The following is a 14,342-nucleotide window of genomic DNA, read 5'->3' as shown; positions in this document are numbered from 1 at the left end:
CGTCCGGGAGGCGCAAAGAACCGGCTTTCCTCGCCTTGCGGGCCTGCTATGGTCCGGGCCATGACGCCGAAACCTCCCTTCGCCGACCCGAAATCCCTCGACGAACCCGTTGAGGAGACGGCCCGTTTCGCCCCGAAATTCGGGCCCGACGGCCTTATCACCGCCGTCGCGACCGATGCGGAAACGGGCCAAATCCTGATGCTTGCGCATATGAATGCGGAGGCGCTGGCGAAGACCATCGCAACCGGCGAGGCGTGGTACTGGTCGCGCTCGCGCGGCGCGCTCTGGCGCAAGGGCGAAACCTCAGGCCATGTGCAGAAGGTCGTCGAAATCCGCACCGATTGCGATCAGGACGCCATTGAACTCGTGGTCGACCAGACAGGCCCTGCCTGTCACACCGACCGGAAATCATGTTTCTATCGCCGCGTGACGCCGGCCGGCGATCTCGAATTCAAAGACTAAAGCCCCGCCGCCTTGACCACATCTTCCGCCGCGCCGCGGGCGCTTTTCGCCACCGCTTCGCGGTCGCCAAGATGCGCCATGACGATCGCCCCTTCCTTTATCAGAAGGATGCGCCGGGCGAGCTCTTCCGGCTCTTTCGCGCCGGCGCTGCGCGCAAGCTTTTCGAAATAGGCGAGCAATAATCTTTTGTGTTCGGCCGCCGCGCCATGGATGGGATGCGCGCGGTCCTGATATTCGGACGACGCCTTGATGAACATGCAGGAGCGGTATTCCGGCTCCGCGAACCATTCGCCGAGCGCATCGAAAACCGCCAGCAGACGGCCGCGGGGATCGTCAGCCAGCGCCTCCACCCGGCGAATGAGCCAGTTCCGAAACTGCTCGTCCCTAAGGCGAAGAACCGCGAGGATCAAATCCTCCTTGGTCCGGAAATGCTTGTACATGGCGGTCTTGGAGACGCCCGTCTCCTTCGCCAGCGCATCCATGCCCATGGCGTGGAAGCCGCCGCGATAGAAGGCCTTCAGGGCCTTCTGGACCAGCTCATCTCTCTTCGAAGCACTCATAAAGACAATCTCCAGCACCGATCAGTAAACTAATCTGCAAGGGCATACCTTACAAGGGCCTTCACTTTTTTCAATTTATTACAGCAGCTTAACTGCCCCCCATCAAAAACCCGGCAGAGATCACGAAAAAGATACCGTCACTATCATTGACAGATCGGTTAGCGTCCGCCATCCTCACCTTAACAGATCGGTTACCCATAGAATGAACGGAACGAGACCATGAAAACCATCCCCACTTTTTACATGCGCCAGGTCGACGATCTGGCCGTCGCCTTCAGCGCCGCAACCGGCCTCCTCATGACGCTCGGCGTCGTCCTGCTGCTCGCCTTCACGCCGGAAGCGCGCCTCGCGCGCAGCCAGGCGACCCCTGTCGAGATCGCGCAAACCGCTATTCCGGCCCAAATCCCGGCGGCAGTGAACTAGAGGAATCGTCATGACCAAACTCGTCCCGCCCTTCACGGAAGAAACCGCCCGCGCGAAAGTCCAGGCCGCCGAAGACGCCTGGAACAGCCGCGACCCGGACCGCGTATCGCTCGCCTATTCCGAAAATTCCGAATGGCGAAACCGCGATCAATTCTTCAAGGGGCGCGATGCGATCCGCGCCTTCCTTGCCGACAAATGGTCGAAGGAAATCGACTACAAGCTCCGCAAGGAATATTGGGCGCATACGGATGATCGCATCGCCGTGCGGTTTGAATATGAGTCGCGCGACGCAAACGGAAACTGGAAACGCAGCTACGGCAACGAGATGTGGGAGTTCGATGGGGACGGCCTGATGCGCCGCCGCTACGCCAGCATCAACGATTTGCCCATTTCAGAGAACGAGCGGCGCCTTTAGGCGCCACATCATCAAGCCAAGGGAGGGAGAGCCCCATGACGCGCGCCTTTTACGACATCGCCTTTACGCCCCGTGTTCTGGAAATGCAGAAAAAACACGGCTCCGACCACGCCTATGCGAAGTTCCTCGCGCCCGAAGCGCCGCCGAACGATGCGCTGGGAGAAGCCGAAGCCGCCTTCATCCGCGCCCGCGACGGCTTTTATCAGGCGACGGTGTCGGAGACCGGCTGGCCCTACGTTCAGTATCGCGGCGGGCCGAAAGGATTTCTTCATGTTCTAGACGAGAAGACCCTCGCCTATGCGGATTTCAGAGGCAACCGGCAATATCTCTCCGTCGGCAATCTCACCGCCAATGACCGGGTCGCGCTGTTCTTTATGGACTATGCGAATCGCCGCCGGCTGAAACTGCTCGGTCATGCGCGCATGGTCGATGCGGAAGACAATCCCGGTCTGATCGAGCGCCTGTCCGATCCCGATTACCACGCAAGGCCGGAGCGGGCGGTGATCATCGATGTCGCCGGGTACGACTGGAACTGCCCGCAGCATATCACCGAGCGCTATACACGCGAGGAGATAGAAGAAGCTTTCGCGCCGATCCGTGAAAAACTGGCGCTACTTGAAGCGGAGAATGCGGGCCTCAAAGCGCGGCTTGCTGTGCACGTCGCAACCGAGCGCCCTTAAGCGGCGCCTAGCCCATGCCGCCGACGCTGCCGCTTCGGCCATGCTTGTGATGGTCGAGAATGTGCGTGCGCACTGCGAGCGTCAGCCACGATCCGTGAAAAACAACGCCGAGCGCCAGAATAATGACGCCGGGGAACGGGCCTACCGCCATGCGGTCGAGAAGTTCGCTCATGGATTGCGCCGGGGTCGGATGAATGATGATTTTTCCCGTGTACGCTACGGCCTGAAAACTGAAAATCCACATGTAATTGCGGCGCAAGCGCCGGCCCATGGCTCGCCAGAAGCCGATATGATATTGTGGCGCCAGATAATCCTGAGCCAGAATATCCTGCCATTCTCCGGGATCGGGCCGGGCCGAACGCAAGAGCATCGGCGCGTAGAAATTGGTTTCGATCCAGCGGCAGCGGGCGCGCCAGACATTAAAGAAACGATAGCGCCGCGATTCCAGAATCAAAAACATGGTGATGAGGATGCCCACCAGCAAAAGCGGCAGGGGCGACGCGAGCGGATCGGCGTAAGTGACGGAGAGCGCAATGCCGAGCGTCACCACGGACCAGTTCGTGGTATTGTCGAGGCGCGTGCGCCAGATCGTCGAGCGATAAACCTCGCCCCGGTAGAGATGCGCAAGCGCGCCAATCTCGGAGGAATCGAGCTTGTTCCCCGTGCCGCCGGGCGGCGTCTCCCATTGCTCCCATTGTTCTCTCATCGGCGGCATTGTCCGCCGTTCGGCCTGGTGTGACAAGCGCAGCGAGAACGATTACGCGGAAAAGAGCGCTTCCCGAACGGGCCTAATCTTCCCCGAGACGATCAAGCACAGGTCCAAGGAATTTTTTATATTTCCGCCACTCGTCCGAACTGCCGGCATATAATTTCTTTCTGACCTGCATGGAGGAAATTGTCGCGACCGCCCGGTGGGATTCATGGAAGTCAATGCAGGCCTGCTCAAGATCGAGGCCGAGATAATCAAGCAGGCGCCGGGTTTCCTCTTCCTGATTCTCGGTCAGGCTTTCATAGCTGAAATTATAAATGGCGCCGGGGAAAAGCTCGTTCCAGAAACGCATCAGATCCATATAGCCGCTGTAATAGTCGGCGATATCGTCGAGATCGTAAGCGTAACCATTTCCAAAATCGGTGAAGTAGTATTTGAAAATCGACCAGCAGCTTGCAATCGACCGCCTCTTAATGTGAATGATTTTGGCCTCGGGCATGGCCAGCAGGATAAAGCCGATCCAGCGGTAATTGAGATTCATCTTGTCGGTGACGTAGGGCTCGGCGGCGTTGCGCCGGCGCATATCGGCAAGATATTTCTCCCTGATCGCCTGCACCTGCTCCGGCTTGACGCCGCCCTCGCGCCACACAGCGGTCACCGCTTTTCCCAGGGTCATCAATTCGCCTGCGCCATAAATCTTCGAGTGGCAGGATAGAATCTGCTCGGTAAGAGAGGTGCCGGATCGCGGCATGCCGACCACGAAAACCGGCGCCTGACGGCCTTGCGTTTCCACGTCGGCGCGCAAACGCTCAATCATTTGTTTATCGGCGAAAGCCTCCTTAATCCGCCGGAACAAGGCGCGCTCCACGCCCGGCTCATATTTCAGAAATTGCCGCCTTAAAGCGTTCCCCCTGGCGTAATGTGCGAAAGCGTTATCGTAGTCGCCGATATCTTCGCTCGCCTTGCCGAGCGCATAGGAGAGCTGCATTCTGTCGTAATCAGACGCCTCATCGCGCTCCAGCAAGCGCTGCATGAGGGTGATTTCCGGATCGTCGCGAACATACTGCTTAAGCGCGCTGCGGCTTCTGTAAGCCTCTGCGAATTCAGGATCGATGCGCAAGGCGTCGTCGTAACTTGACGCAGCCTCTTCCTTCCGGCCGAGATCGAAGTAGTAGCTTGCGAGATTATAATGCGCTTGCGCGTAATCCGGCTTAATCGCAATAGCCTTTGCGAAGCTTGCAAGCGCTTCCTTCTCGCGGCCGAGTTTCTTTAAAGCAAGACCCAGATTATTGTAGGCTTCGAAATAATTGGGGTTGGCCAAGAGAACGATGCTGAAATGACCGATCGCCTCTTCATATCGTTCAAGCTTGCTCAGCAATAGGCCGAGATTGTTATGCGCGCCATAGTGTTTGGGCGCGATGTTGAGCGCCGCCTTGTAGTTGGATACGGCCTCTTCCCGCCGATCAAGATCGCGAAGCGCATTGGCCATGTTAAAATAAGCCTCGGCGTAGTCGGGCCTGATTTCAACCGCTCGGGCGTAATGTTGCAGCGCTTCTTCCTGACGCCCAAGCTTCCTCAGCGTAGCGCCCAGATTGTTATGGGCGTCAGGAAATCCCGGGTCGATATCGACCGCTCTTCTGAAGTTCTCGACGGCCTCTTCATATTTATTTTTTTGTGCGTTGATCGCTCCGCAGATATTGTACAAAAACGCCGCCTGCGGGAATTCGCGTATAAGATCGACAGCCGCGGCGAAGGCCGCGTCCAACTCTCCTTTATTATACAATGTAACAACGGCTTCGACCTGGCTGGACGAGGGCTCCTTCTGGTTCGAGCGCATCTTCCCCCCTATTCGTTTAAAACCGGAATAGAGATGGCGACGACGCGTGCGGCGCCGCCATATACGATTTTCTAACTTATAAATCCGCTAGCGTGGAGCAAACGATAGCATTCATCGCATATGAATGTCGCTTTATCGACATTTGACGGCCGGAACGGCAAAAAGAACCCGAGAATCAACGGTGACTTGCCGGTGACGGCGCGTTATGGGCTCACCTCAGGAGATTTTATGCCGCCCGCCGCAGCCAGGACGAAAATCGGCTATCGCGATATTTTGCGCCTTGCCTGGCCAGCGTCGGTGGCGGCGTCCGTGACGCCGCTTCTCGGCGCGGTCGATGTTTGGGCGCTGGCGCAATCGGCGCGCCCCCTCGACATAGCCGCGGTCGGCCTCGGCTCGGTGATCTTTTCCCTCGCTTACTGGACCTTCGGCTTCATCAGAATGAGCGTTGCGGGCCTCACGGCGCAGGCGGCCGGCGCGGAAGACGAAAGCGAAGCGCGCGCCGCGCTGGTGAGAGGCGGCGTCATCGGCGCCGGCGTCGGCGTCATCCTTGTCCTGTTGCAAATCCCTGTCGGTCTTCTCGCCTTTCAGTTGCTGGGCACCGGTTCGGAAGCGAGCGCCGAAACCCTCGCGCATGGACGCACCTATTTCGACATCCGCATCTGGGGCGCGCCCTTCGCCCTCGCCTCCTACGCCGCTTTCGGCTGGCTGACGGCGCGCGGACGCACGGACTTCCTGATGGCGGCGAGCCTGTTCATGACGCTTTTGAATATCGCGCTCGATTACTGGTTCGTGGTCGGGTTGAACTGGGGCGCGGCCGGCGTCGCCTGGGGCACGCTGATCGCCGAGGTCGCCGGCTTTTTCGCCGCCATGGGGTTTGTCATTCTCATCATGAAGAAAGAGGGCGGGCTTTCCGGCCACTGGAGACCGGCAGAGTTCTGGCGCCCCGACCGGCTGCGCCGCACCGCCGCCATCAATATGGACATCTTCATCCGCACGCTGCTGCTCGCCTTTTCGTTTGCGTGGTTCGTACAGCGCGGCGGCGCCTTTGGCGACGTGACGCTCGCGGCCAATCAGGCGCTGCTGCAGCTTTTTCTGTTCACTGGACTCGCCCTCGACGGCACGGCGATCGCCGCAGAGACGCTTGTGGGACAGGCGGTCGGCGCGCGCGACCGCGACGCCGGCAAGGCGCGATATATGGAGGCTGTGCGCAAAACCTTTATCCTCGCCGGCGCCGCTGCGGTTTTCTTCACGCTGTTTTACTGGATCGCCGGATCGCCGCTCGCGGCGCTGCTGACGCCGGACGGGCCAATCCGCGACGCCATGAACGAATACATGCCCTGGGTCATTATCAGCCCGCTGGTTGTGGTCATCGGCTTTCAGCTCGACGGGATTTTTATCGGCGCGACGCGTTCGCGGGAGATGCGCGATTCCATGATCCTCTCGGCGCCGGTTTTCATCGCCGCTTCCATCTGGCTCGCCGAGCGCTGGGACAATCACGGGCTTTGGGCGGCGTTTTCGCTGTATTTCATTCTGCGCGCGGTCACGCTCGCCATCTGGCTGCCGCGCATCGCCCGGTCATTCGATGCTCAGGACGCGCCGGCGCCTACGGCCTCGCCGATCTGACCGAACCCGTCCGCATCGAGGAAAGACGGCAGCTCTTTGAGGATGCGCGACGGCAGGCCCGGCCCCTCATAGACAAGCGCCGTGTAAAGCTGAACCAGCGAGGCGCCGGCGAGAATTTTTTCATAGGCGTCGCGCGCCGTGGAAACGCCGCCGACGCCGATCAGCGGAATGTTTTTGCCGATAACGCCATAGAACTCGCGCAAGAGCGCCGTCGACATAGCGAACAGCGGCTTGCCGGAAAGACCGCCTGTTTCACTTGCGGCGCCGCTGCGCAAATTCGCCGCGCGTGTGATCGTCGTATTGGAGACGATCAGCGCATCGAGCTTCATGGCGCGGGCCGCATCCGCGATGTCCGCTTTGTCTTCATCGGCGAGGTCCGGCGCGATCTTCAAAAACACCGGCGTTCCAGCCGCAGCCTCATCGCGCGCAGTCATGACGCGGCGCATCAATTCTTCTAGCGAGGCTTTGCCTTGCAGGGCGCGCAGACCCGGCGTGTTCGGTGAGGAGATGTTGACTGTGAAAAAATCCACGAGTCCTGCGAGCGCCGTCACGCCCTTCACATAATCTTCCGTCCGGTCTTCCGAATCCTTGTTGGCGCCGAGATTGACGCCGACAATTCCGCGTCTTTCCCGCGCTTTCAACCGCGCCGAGACGGCGTCGAGGCCGTCATTATTGAACCCGTAGCGGTTGATGACGGCCGCATCGGCCCGCAGGCGGAAAACGCGCGGACGCGGATTGCCGGGCTGCGGGCGCGGCGTCACGGCGCCGACCTCCACGAAACCGAACCCCATATCGAGCGCCGCGTCCGGCGCTTCGGCGTTCTTGTCGAACCCGGCAGCGAGGCCCAGCGGATTGGGAAGGGAAAGCCCCGCAACATCGATGGCGAGGCGCGGCGTATCGAGCGCGGCCTTGGGTCCGAACCCGGCCTTCAGCATGCGGACGGTTAGATGATGCGCGGTTTCCGCATCGAGCGCGCCCAAGGCTTTCGCCCCAAGTTCGGCCAGAAACAGCGGCGTCTTCACAAAGAAGATCCGAAAGAAAAAAATTCGCCATCGCGCTCCAGCCGCAGGGCGGCGGCGACATCGCCAGCGAGAAGGTCGCGATAAAGATGAGGGAACTCTTCGCCCCGCTTGGGCGCCAGCTCGAATTTCAGGTCTTCCGCCACAGCTTCCACCGGAATCTCGAGGGCGAGCAAATCATCCGCCCCGGCGAAATGCAGTCGCGCGGTTTCGAGCACCTGTTCGCGCGTCGACAGATGGACATAGCCGTCTTTCAGATCGATCTCGCGCTTTGGGGCAACGCCCGTCGCCTGCGTTTTCAGCCATTCATCCATGCTGGCGAGACGATAGACGAAATCCGGAGGGGTCTTTGACATGGCGTTTCCCTAGCGCGCATTCCGAAAAACGGAAACCGGTTTTCGGATAAAATGCACGCAAAACCAGAATCCACCGCCTCGCCGGCCCCGGCCATCATGCCGCCCAGCCCGTGCTGGCCAAGCAAACTGGACGGACGGCGCAACCAAGGACAAAGTGCGCGCCCATGAAACCCATGCGCATCCTTTCCGGCCTCGGTTTCGCGGCCGCCGCCGGCGCCGCGTCCTTTTTCGCAGGACTTTCCGAGCCCGTCACCGCCACCATCGCCATCACGGCGCTGACCGCCTTCTGGTGGGTGAGCGAAGCCCTGCCGATCCCGGCGACGTCGCTCGTTCCCTTCGCGCTCTTCCCGCTCGCCGGGGTGATGGACCAGCGCGAAGCGGCAGCCGCGCTCGGCTCCTACGTCATTATTCTCCTGATGGCGTCCTTCATGCTGTCGAAAGCGCTCGAACGCTCCGGCGCCCATGAACGGCTTGCGCTTTACATGATCAATCTCGTGGGCGGCTCGGGGCGCAGACTGGTCATCGGCTTCATGGTCGCGGCGGCGGTGTTGTCCATGTGGATATCCAATACCGCGACGACCTTGATGCTCGCCACCATGGCGCTGGCGATCCTGACGCGCACGGACGATCCGAAACTCGGTCCCGCCCTCCTTCTCGGGATCGCCTATGCCGCCTCCTTCGGCGGCACGGCGACGCTGATCGGCACGCCGCCCAATCTCATCTTCGCCGACAATTATCTGCGCGCCACCGGCGAAGAGTATTCGTTCCTCAGATGGATGAGCGTCGGCCTTCCGATCGTCATGATCGGCATCCCCGTCATGGCGCTGTGGCTGACGCGTTCGCTCGGCGGCGTCAAAACCCCTGAACTCGCAGATCCCGGCCCGTGGCGCACGGACGAGAAGCGCACGCTCATGGTTTTCGCCATCGCCATCCTCTTATGGGTGACGCGGATCGAACCCTTCGGCGGATGGTCCGGCGCGTTCGGCATGGAAGAAGCCGGGGACTCTACCGTTGCGGTTTTCGCAGTGCTCCTCATGTTTCTCGTTCCCAACGGCAAGGGCGGCGCCCTTCTCGACTGGAAATCGGCGGGCGACATTCCCTGGGGCATGCTGCTTTTGTTCGCGGGCGGCATCTGCATCGCGAGCGCCTTCCGGGCGAGCGGGCTCGACGCGCTGATCGGCGATCAATTGTCAGGGCTGACCAAAGCGCCCCTGTTCCTCACCATGCTCGGCCTCTGCCTCGCCGTGACCTTCCTCACCGAAGTCACATCGAACACGGCGACGGCGAATTTGCTGATGCCGATCCTCGCCGCCGTCGCCGCGGGCGCCGCCATCAAGCCGGAGCTCCTGATGATCCCGGCGGTGATTTCCTGCTCCTGCGCCTTCATGCTCCCCGTCGCGACGGCGCCCAACGCCATCATCTACGGCACGGAGCGCGTCTCGATCGCCCGCATGGCGAAGGAAGGCGCCGCGCTCAACATCATTGTCGCCTTTATCGTCTCCGGCATGTGCTGGCTGGTGCTGCGGTGAACCCGCTTTCTGCAGGCGCTGCTTATTTCATCTCGGTGTTCGCCGTCGGCTTTGTGTTGGGAACGCTGCGCGTCTTAGTGCTTGAGCCGGCGCTCGGCGCTCTTGCTGCAGTGCTTGTTGAAACACCGTTCATCCTGACAGCAAGCTGGGTGTTATGCCGCTACTGGGCGCGCCGCTTCACCGTGCCGCCGGAAACCACGCCGCGCCTGCTTATGGGCGTCTTCGCTTTCGGATTGTTGCTGTCGGCCGAGTTCATCCTCGGCCGATACGGCTTTGGCCGCAGCTTCGCCGAACAGCTGGCCGCCTATAAAGACGCGCCCGTCGCAATCGGTCTCGCCGGGCAAACTCTATTTGGAATTTTTCCGCTACTTCAGGCGCGCCTCGCCCAAAAATAACTTATGCCTCGTCGTCGAGCGTCATATGCCGGGCGCGGGCGGCGTGATCGATCGCCTGCGCGCCCTCATCGGAAATTTTCAGCGCTTCGCGGATAAGATCGAGGACGCGGATTTCCGTCATGGCGAGGCTTTCATCGGCCGTGACCACATCGACGACGGCGGCGTAAGCGGTTTCGCCGAGATGATCCGGCAGGGCTTTCGCCGCCGATTCCAGCACCTTGTGGAGCCCGCCCTCGGACGACATCAGCGCGCCGCAGGCCTCAGCCGTCTCCACCAGCGCCGCCTCGTCCGCGGCCGAAAAGAGCGGGAACGACCGCACCACGCGGCCGATGGTCCGGAGCTCTTCGTCCTTGATGGCGCCGTCGGAGGCCGAGGTCATGACCATCAGATAGATGACCGCTTCCTGCGGCGTGAGGCTGACGAGACTTCCGGCCATTTATGGGGCTCCTTCAATATGGCTGTCCGAGAATTGGCCGGACCCTAGCGGCGCGCCCGGAAAACGGCAACTGCACGCGACGCGGCAATTGACCTGCCGCCGCGCAGCGTTAAACCTCCGCGTCTCTATTATCCCCGAAAGCAATCGCGATGACCGCCCTTCAGATCAAAGAGTTCACTGCCGAAGACGCCGCCGAGGCCAAAAGCTGGCCCTTTCAGGAAGCCAAATCCCTGATCAAGCGTCTTGAGAAGGTGAAAAAAGACGGGCCCGTGGTGTTCGAAACCGGCTACGGCCCGTCGGGCCCGCCCCATATCGGCACCTTCGGCGAGGTGGCGCGCACCACCATGGTGCGCCGCGCCTTTGAATTGCTGACCGGCCGCGAGACCCGCCTCATCGCGTTTTCCGACGACATGGACGGCATGCGGAAAGTCCCGCCCCATGTGCCGAACCAGGAGCTGTTGAATCAGTATCTGCAAAAGCCGCTGACCGTGGTGCCGGATCCGTGGGGCGAACATCAAAGCTTCGCCCATCACAACAACGCGAAGCTGCGCGCGTTTCTCGATCAGTTCGGCTTCGAATACGAGTTCATGTCCTCCACCGACTGCTATCGCAGCGGCATGTTCGACGAGACGCTAATCCGCGTTCTCGAACGCTACGAGCAGGTGATGGAGATCATGTTGCCGTCGCTCGGCGACGAACGCAAAGCGAGCTATTCGCCGATCCTGCCGATCTCTCCGAAGACGGGCCGCGTGCTCTATGTGCCCATGCTCGAGATCGACGCGAAGAAAGGCGAAGTCGTTTTCGAAGACGAAGATGGCGAGAAAATCCGCACGTCGGTCGCCGGCGGCGCGGTGAAACTGCAGTGGAAAATCGACTGGGCCGGCCGCTGGCATGCGCTCGGCGTCGACTACGAAATGTCGGGCGAGGATTTGACCGAATCCGTCCGTCTGTCGAACCGGATCGTGAAGGCGCTCGGCGCGGAGCCGCCGGCGGGCTTTAACTACCAGCTCTTTGTCGACGAACAGGGCAAGAAAATCTCCAAGACCAAAGGCAACGGCATCACCATCGAGGAGTGGCTCACCTACGCCTCGCCGGAAAGCCTGTCGCTTTTTATGTTCCAGAACCCGAAATCGGCGAAGAAGCTTTATTTCGACATCATCCCGAAAACCGCCGACGAATACTGGACGCATCTTGAAAAATACACTGACCAGGACGGCGCCAAAGCGCTCGACAATCCGGTCTGGCATATTCACGAGGGCAAACCCCCGGCGGTGATGCCGCCGGTGAATTTCGCCATGCTTTTAAACCTCGTCAGCGCGGCGGGCGCCGCCGATGCAGCGGTCCTGCGCGGCTTCATCCGCAAATACCGCCCAGACGCAACGGAAGCGGAATTCGCGGCGGCCGACGCCATGCTCGTCTATGCGGAGCGCTATTTCCTGCGCTTCATCCAGCCGACGAAAAAATTCCGCAAGCCATCGGACAAAGAACGCGCGGCGCTGGAAATGCTGTCGGCGCGGCTCAAAGAAATCGGCGAGGACGGCTCGGAAGACGACTACCAGACCGCCGTCTTCGACGCCGGCAAAGCCCAGGATTTCGAAAACATCCGCGACTGGTTCAAAGGACTTTACGAAGTCGTCTTCGGTCAGGAGGCGGGCCCGCGCATGGGCCCCTTCACCAAAATCTACGGCGCAGGCGCGACGGCGAAGCTGATCGACGAGGCGCTGGCGCGCTGAATTCCGGCGGCGCGCGCCGCAACCCATGGGGAGAAAAGGTGTTCTTCCGCATCATGACGACAGGGTTGAGAAAGATAGCGCCGCTTCTTGCGGCGGCGATGATAGTCGCCGCGCCGCTTTACGCTCAGGAAAATGCGCCCGTCGATCCCGAGCCCGTCATTGAAACCGCGCCCCCGGGCGCGAGCGACGCCGAGATCGCCGCACGGATCCGCGACATCTTTGCCGAAATCGATTCCTTGCAAGGGGTGCAGGCGTCGGTCGCCTCCGGCGTCGTCACGCTTTCGGGCGAAACCCAGACGGCGGACGCCGCCGCCCGCGCCGAAGCCATCGCCGCGCGCATCAACGGCGTCGTCACCGTTGAGAACCGGATTGAACGGGATGTTTCCGTCTCAACGCGTCTGACCCCGGCGGCGGGACAGGCGGAGACGTTTTTCCGCGACGCCGTGCGCTCCCTGCCGCTTCTCCTCCTCGCGCTTGCCGCCTTCGCCGCCATTGCCGCTTTCGGCTGGGGCCTCTCCACATGGCGCTGGCTGTGGCGGCGGATTACGCCGAACCCTTTCATTGCCGAGCTCGCCGCCTCGACCTTTCGCGGCCTCTTTTTCATTTTCGGCGCGGTCGCGGCCTTGAGCCTGCTCGATGCGACGGCGCTCCTCGGCGCGTTTCTCGGCGCCGCGGGCGTCATCGGCCTCGCGGTCGGTTTCGCGGTGCGCGACACGATCGAAAACTACATCGCCTCGATCATGCTGTCCCTGCGCCAGCCCTTCCGGCCGAACGATCATGTGGTGATCGACGACAAGGAAGGCCGGGTCATCCGCCTCACCTCGCGGGCGACGATCCTCATGACCCTCGACGGCAACCATCTGCGCATTCCGAACGCAACGGTCTTCAAGGCCATAATCCTTAACTACACCCGCAACCCGGAGCGGCGCTTCGATTTCCAGCTCGGCGTCGATGCGGACGACGATCCCATCGCCGCTATCGAGACCGGCGTCGAGGCCATGAAGGCGCTCGACTTCGTCCTCAAAGACCCGCCGCCCATGGGGTTCATCAAGGCGGTCGGTGATTCCAACATCGTCATTTTCTTCGCCGGCTGGGTCGATCAACGCAAAGCCGATTTCGCCAAATCCCGAAGCCTCGCCCTTACCGCCGCCAAGGACGCGCTGGAAGACGCCGGCTTCGCCCTGCCCGAACCGATCTACCGCCTGCGCTTCGACGAAAAAGCCCCGCCGATCCTGAAGGAGACGGCCGCCGCCGCCGTGACAGAAACGAAACCTGAAGAAAAAGCGGAAAAGCGGGAGCGCGCGGCGGCTTCGAAAGCGCAGGATGTCGCGCCGGACACCCATCTCGAGGAAAAAGTGGAGGAAGAACGCCGCGAGGAGCCGCAAGGCGACCTTCTCTCCCCCACAGCCCCGGTTGAATAGCCAAAATTGTTCGACGGAGGCGGCGGCGCAGCGCTAAACTCGGACCATGTGCTTTTCCGCCGCCGCCAGTTTCACTGCAGCCGCCGTCATCGGCGGCGTCGGTGCGGCGACGCTGGCGCAAAAACCGAAACCCAAAGACGTCGCCTTTGCTGCGATCCCCGTGATCTTTGCGGTTCATCAGGCGATCGAAGGCGCGATCTGGCTGAACCTGCATCACGGCGCCGTCCCTTACCCCTTGATCGTCGCATATCTCTTTGTGGCGCAGGTTTTATGGCCCGCTTACATCCCGCTGAGCGTGATCGCGATGGAGCCGAAGCGCCGGCGCCGGCCGGCGCTGTGGGTGCTGCTCGCCGCAGGTCTGTTCGTATCCGGCGCCCTAGCCTTTATCCTTGCACAACATCATTACACTGTGACTGCGTCAGCGAACGGCCTGCGCTATGCGACCGATCTGGAATTCGAGCGGCGGCTTCTGGAACTCTATCTCCTTGGCGTCGTCGCCCCGCTTTTTTTATCGCGCCATCGCTATGTCATCGCCTTCGGCGCGGCGACGCTCATCGGCGCCATTGTCACGGTCATGGCCTTTTACTACGCCGCCGCTTCCGTCTGGTGCTTCTTTTCAGCGCTGGCGAGCGTCCTCGTCTTTCTTCATGTCCGACAGTCGCGGCGCATAGGCGGCGTTTCCAAATCGTCAATACATATTGAAGCGGCGTAAAAGCCGCTGGCAGCCGGCGCGTGAAAGCGCTA

The 14,342-nt window shown here is 61.1% G+C and carries 16 protein-coding genes; 10 read left to right on the top strand and 6 right to left on the bottom strand.

What is annotated here, in order from left to right; all coding sequences use genetic code 11:
- The first annotated feature begins 60 nt into the window (after window positions 1–60).
- On the top strand, window positions 61–462 hold the full coding sequence (gene hisI / locus ACQY5P_RS14870) for a phosphoribosyl-AMP cyclohydrolase (RefSeq protein WP_428407651.1): 402 nt from the start codon (window positions 61–63) through the stop codon (window positions 460–462).
- On the opposite strand, the gene ACQY5P_RS14865 is transcribed toward hisI, so the two are convergent.
- On the bottom strand, window positions 459–1,022 hold the full coding sequence (locus tag ACQY5P_RS14865) for a TetR/AcrR family transcriptional regulator (protein ID WP_428407650.1): 564 nt from the start codon (window positions 1,020–1,022) through the stop codon (window positions 459–461). The two genes, hisI and ACQY5P_RS14865, sit on opposite strands and share 4 nt — an antisense overlap.
- Window positions 1,023–1,241: 219 nt before the next feature.
- Here ACQY5P_RS14865 and ACQY5P_RS14860 point away from each other — a divergent pair, with 219 nt between their 5' ends.
- The 3 genes from ACQY5P_RS14860 to ACQY5P_RS14850 are packed head-to-tail and all read left to right on the top strand — an operon-like array spanning window position 1,242 to window position 2,540.
- Window positions 1,242–1,445, top strand: coding sequence for a hypothetical protein (locus ACQY5P_RS14860; protein ID WP_428407649.1), 204 nt, complete (start codon window positions 1,242–1,244; stop codon window positions 1,443–1,445).
- A 10-nt stretch (window positions 1,446–1,455) separates the two neighbouring features.
- Complete coding sequence (locus ACQY5P_RS14855) at window positions 1,456–1,860, top strand: nuclear transport factor 2 family protein (protein ID WP_428407648.1); 405 nt, start codon at window positions 1,456–1,458, stop codon at window positions 1,858–1,860.
- 35 nt (window positions 1,861–1,895) lie between these two features.
- Window positions 1,896–2,540 carry a pyridoxamine 5'-phosphate oxidase family protein gene (locus tag ACQY5P_RS14850; protein WP_428407647.1) on the top strand — a complete coding sequence of 215 codons (645 nt, stop codon included), beginning with the start codon at window positions 1,896–1,898 and terminating at the stop codon, window positions 2,538–2,540.
- Window positions 2,541–2,547: 7 nt separating this feature from the next.
- On the opposite strand, the gene ACQY5P_RS14845 is transcribed toward ACQY5P_RS14850, so the two are convergent.
- Together ACQY5P_RS14845 and ACQY5P_RS14840 are read right to left on the bottom strand one after the other, a co-directional pair.
- A complete protein-coding gene (locus ACQY5P_RS14845) occupies window positions 2,548–3,246 on the bottom strand; it encodes a DUF2270 domain-containing protein (RefSeq protein WP_428410673.1) in 699 nt (232 codons plus the stop codon).
- A gap of 82 nt (window positions 3,247–3,328) precedes the next feature.
- Window positions 3,329–5,086 (bottom strand): tetratricopeptide repeat protein, encoded by a 1,758-nt coding sequence (locus ACQY5P_RS14840; protein ID WP_428407646.1) that lies wholly within the window; start codon window positions 5,084–5,086, stop codon window positions 3,329–3,331.
- A 228-nt stretch (window positions 5,087–5,314) separates the two neighbouring features.
- Between ACQY5P_RS14840 and ACQY5P_RS14835 the strand changes: the two genes are divergently transcribed.
- Window positions 5,315–6,709 (top strand): MATE family efflux transporter, encoded by a 1,395-nt coding sequence (locus ACQY5P_RS14835; RefSeq protein ID WP_428407645.1) that lies wholly within the window; start codon window positions 5,315–5,317, stop codon window positions 6,707–6,709.
- On the opposite strand, the gene ACQY5P_RS14830 is transcribed toward ACQY5P_RS14835, so the two are convergent.
- Both ACQY5P_RS14830 and ACQY5P_RS14825 read right to left on the bottom strand, forming a co-directional pair.
- Window positions 6,673–7,731, bottom strand: coding sequence for a quinone-dependent dihydroorotate dehydrogenase (locus tag ACQY5P_RS14830; RefSeq protein WP_428407644.1), 1,059 nt, complete (start codon window positions 7,729–7,731; stop codon window positions 6,673–6,675). The two genes, ACQY5P_RS14835 and ACQY5P_RS14830, sit on opposite strands and share 37 nt — an antisense overlap.
- Window positions 7,728–8,084 (bottom strand): DUF952 domain-containing protein, encoded by a 357-nt coding sequence (locus ACQY5P_RS14825; RefSeq protein WP_428407643.1) that lies wholly within the window; start codon window positions 8,082–8,084, stop codon window positions 7,728–7,730. Before ACQY5P_RS14825 ends, ACQY5P_RS14830 begins: the two co-directional genes overlap by 4 nt.
- Window positions 8,085–8,248: 164 nt before the next feature.
- Between ACQY5P_RS14825 and ACQY5P_RS14820 the strand changes: the two genes are divergently transcribed.
- Both ACQY5P_RS14820 and ACQY5P_RS14815 read left to right on the top strand, forming a co-directional pair.
- Window positions 8,249–9,613, top strand: a complete 1,365-nt coding sequence (locus ACQY5P_RS14820; protein ID WP_428407642.1) for an SLC13 family permease — start codon at window positions 8,249–8,251, stop codon at window positions 9,611–9,613.
- The gene (locus tag ACQY5P_RS14815; protein ID WP_428407641.1) at window positions 9,610–10,008 is read left to right on the top strand and encodes a hypothetical protein; all 399 of its coding nucleotides are present in this window, start codon (window positions 9,610–9,612) and stop codon (window positions 10,006–10,008) included. The genes ACQY5P_RS14820 and ACQY5P_RS14815 overlap by 4 nt, the downstream gene beginning before the upstream one ends.
- 1 nt (window position 10,009) lies before the next feature.
- Here ACQY5P_RS14815 and ACQY5P_RS14810 read toward each other — a convergent pair whose 3' ends face one another.
- Window positions 10,010–10,444, bottom strand: a complete 435-nt coding sequence (locus ACQY5P_RS14810) for a tellurite resistance TerB family protein (RefSeq protein ID WP_428407640.1) — start codon at window positions 10,442–10,444, stop codon at window positions 10,010–10,012.
- 149 nt (window positions 10,445–10,593) lie between these two features.
- On the opposite strand from ACQY5P_RS14810, the gene ACQY5P_RS14805 reads away from it, so the two are divergent.
- The 3 genes from ACQY5P_RS14805 to ACQY5P_RS14795 are packed head-to-tail and all read left to right on the top strand — an operon-like array spanning window position 10,594 to window position 14,310.
- Entirely contained in the window at window positions 10,594–12,177 is a 1,584-nt protein-coding gene (locus ACQY5P_RS14805; RefSeq protein ID WP_428407639.1) for a lysine--tRNA ligase, read from the top strand.
- A 38-nt stretch (window positions 12,178–12,215) separates the two neighbouring features.
- Window positions 12,216–13,598: a mechanosensitive ion channel domain-containing protein gene (locus tag ACQY5P_RS14800; RefSeq protein ID WP_428407638.1), complete on the top strand. Its 1,383-nt coding sequence runs from the start codon at window positions 12,216–12,218 to the stop codon at window positions 13,596–13,598.
- Window positions 13,599–13,644: 46 nt separating this feature from the next.
- Window positions 13,645–14,310, top strand: coding sequence for a DUF6629 family protein (locus ACQY5P_RS14795; RefSeq protein WP_428407637.1), 666 nt, complete (start codon window positions 13,645–13,647; stop codon window positions 14,308–14,310).
- Window positions 14,311–14,342 lie beyond the last annotated feature (32 nt).

The sequence above is a fragment of the Hyphococcus sp. genome, from assembly GCF_965267305.1.
Taxonomy (GTDB): Bacteria; Pseudomonadota; Alphaproteobacteria; order Caulobacterales; family Parvularculaceae; genus Hyphococcus.
Note: the sequence above shows the minus strand (reverse complement) of the source record. Positions and strands in the feature narration are given on the sequence as shown.